This window comes from Tritonibacter sp. SIMBA_163, assembly GCF_046535935.1.
In the GTDB taxonomy this organism is placed as follows: Bacteria; Pseudomonadota; Alphaproteobacteria; order Rhodobacterales; family Rhodobacteraceae; genus Epibacterium; species Epibacterium scottomollicae.
This window is the reverse complement of record NZ_JAWJBP010001380.1, coordinates 1-234: the sequence shown is the minus strand read 5'-3', so window position 1 is coordinate 234 and position 234 is coordinate 1. Positions and strand designations below refer to the sequence as shown.

1 pseudogene is annotated in these 234 nt (G+C 56.4%); it reads right to left on the bottom strand.

Annotated elements, in window-relative coordinates:
• Window positions 1-43: 43 nt before the first annotated feature.
• A pseudogene (locus R0J92_RS26810) lies at window positions 44-234 on the bottom strand (esterase); the annotation flags it as partial.

Sequence of the window (234 nt, the reverse complement as noted above, 5' to 3'; positions counted from 1 at the left end):
CGGTCATCAGTCCGACGGCCCATATTGGCTGCATAGATGTCTCCTATCCCAATGAGATTGCGTCACCAACGCCCTGACGCAGTGCCAAGATACCGCTGTCGAAATGACGGGTGGGATGAATGCGGTTGGTGAGCAGGGTCCATGCCCGGCCTGCTTCAAAATCGATCCAAAAGCCGGTTCCGGTAAACCCGGTATGGCCAATCGTATCCTTCGAATTGAAGCTGCCGCCCGACC